Origin of the sequence: Methylobacterium sp. 37f, from assembly GCF_023093475.1 — a bacterium.
Classification (GTDB): Bacteria; Pseudomonadota; Alphaproteobacteria; order Rhizobiales; family Beijerinckiaceae; genus Methylobacterium.
Map to the genome: position 1 here is coordinate 1 of NZ_JAGHKN010000084.1, position 1,937 is coordinate 1,937.

General features: G+C 66.0%; 1 protein-coding gene. It reads right to left on the reverse strand.

What is annotated here, in order from left to right:
- On the reverse strand, window positions 1-1,895 hold a 1,895-nt coding region (locus J7U37_RS24695), incomplete at its 3' end, for a PAS domain-containing protein (protein WP_247637462.1).
- Window positions 1,896-1,937 lie beyond the last annotated feature (42 nt).

Genomic DNA, 1,937 nt, shown 5'->3' on the forward strand with positions numbered 1-1,937 from the left:
CTAGAACCGAAACCGCTCCGTGTCGGCGCCTTCACGACGGGACCACCTTGCTCCAACCATCGCAGGGCGCAGTGCGGCTCGCCGCCATCCTCGCGAAGCGTCCACTCGACCGAGACCTTGCCCTGGGCCGTCGAAAGGGCCCCATACTTGGCCGCGTTGGTCGCGAGCTCATGCAGCATCAGCGAGAGGGACATCGCCGCCTTCGACCCGATGGTGAAGGTGGGTCCTTTGAGGACGAACCGCCCCGGATTGTCCCGGTGCGTCTGCAAGGCGCTCTCGATCAAGGTCTCGATAGGTGCCGACCCGATCTCTCCGCCAAGCAGGAGATCGTGCGACTTGCTGAGCGCGATCAGCCGACCGGCGAGGACGTCCTTGGCCGCATTCAGGTCGGTTGCCGTGCGCATGGTCTGGGTGGCGATGGACTGGACCATCGCCAGCATGTTCTTCATGCGGTGGCTCAGTTCGAGGTTCAGGGTTCGCTGACGTTCCTCCGCCTCGATCCGTGCCAACGCCGCGCGGGTCCGGTCCGCGATGTTGTTGGCGAAACTGATCTCCTCGCCCGTCCAGGCGTATGGCTTGGCCTTCAACGCGAACAGCAGTGCGACGAACCGACCGTGCTCCATGAGCGGCAAGTTCAAAAGCGAACGCACGTGGATGGCCGCGAGGGCTTCCGCATCATTCGCCGTCCGAACGTCGTTTGCGACGTCGTCGATGATCACGGCATGGCCGGACTTCAGGTTCTCGATGTACGAGCCGTAATCCCGGAACGAATGCACCCCGCCGATGCCCGGAATGCCCGGAGCGGTCCAGCCGTCACCGACGGCGATGGTTTCCCGGTCGTGGTCCACCGCCCCGTACCCCGCATGGGATAGCCCGAGGGTGCGGCCAAGGATCTCCGCAGCCACGCAGGCGATCTCCCCCGCATCGTCCGAATTGCGTAAGCGGTCGCCGAGCTCCGCCAGGGCGGCACGCCGGGTCTCGGCCTGCTTGCGGTCCGAGACGTCGATGAACATCGCGGCGAAACGATTCTCCGCTTCACGGTATGCGCGAACCTCGAACACGCGCCCGAGCTGCGGCACCGAAATCTCGAAGACCTCGGGAGTGCCGGTGTCGACCACCCGTGCGTAGGTTTCGATCAGCCAGTCGGGGATGTCGGGAATGGCCTCGCGCAGGGTCCGGCCCACTGTCTCGACAGGGAGGCCAGACTGCGCGGCGAAGGCCGGGTTGATCTCCACGAACCGGTAGTCCGTGGCCTTCCCGTTCGCGTTGCGGATGATTTCGCCGCTAAAGAAGCCTTCCTGCATGCCCTCGAACAGGCCGCGCCAGCGCTTCTCGCTTTCGACGATGCGCTGCTCGGAGGCGCGCTGGGCGGTGACGTCGCGCGACACCACCAGAAGCCGCTCCGGCCGTCCATCAGCGCCGCGGATCGGTGTGACCTGCACGTCCCACCACTTCGCCGTGCCCTTGAGCGTTTCGGCCGGGGCCTGGAAATGGCCGGTGCCGCCGGCCAACGCCGCCCAGAATGCCGCCTTTGCGTCCATTTGGGCCTGTCCCTTCCAGAACCCGGTCCAGTCACAACCCTTCACCTGGTTGAAGTCGTCGGCCTCCATGACGGCCAGCCCGCCCTCGTTCATGAAGGTCAGCCGTGCGTCGGGATCGAGCACCTTGATGCAGTCGGCCGAGGAGGACAGCACGCCGCGCATGAACGCGGCGTCCGCCTGCTCCTTGGCCGCGGCGTTCCGTTGCTCCGTGCGGTCGCGCAGGATCTTGAGGAAACCCTCGTGCCTGTCGTGCTCGTCCCTTAGGGGCATCATCTCGCCGTTGGCCCAGAACCGGCTGCCGTCCTTTCGAACATGCCAGCGCTCGTCGGCGCCCCGCCCGGACAGCAGGGCCAAGGCCATTTCCTGCTCTGGGACGCCGTTCGCGACGTCCTCGTC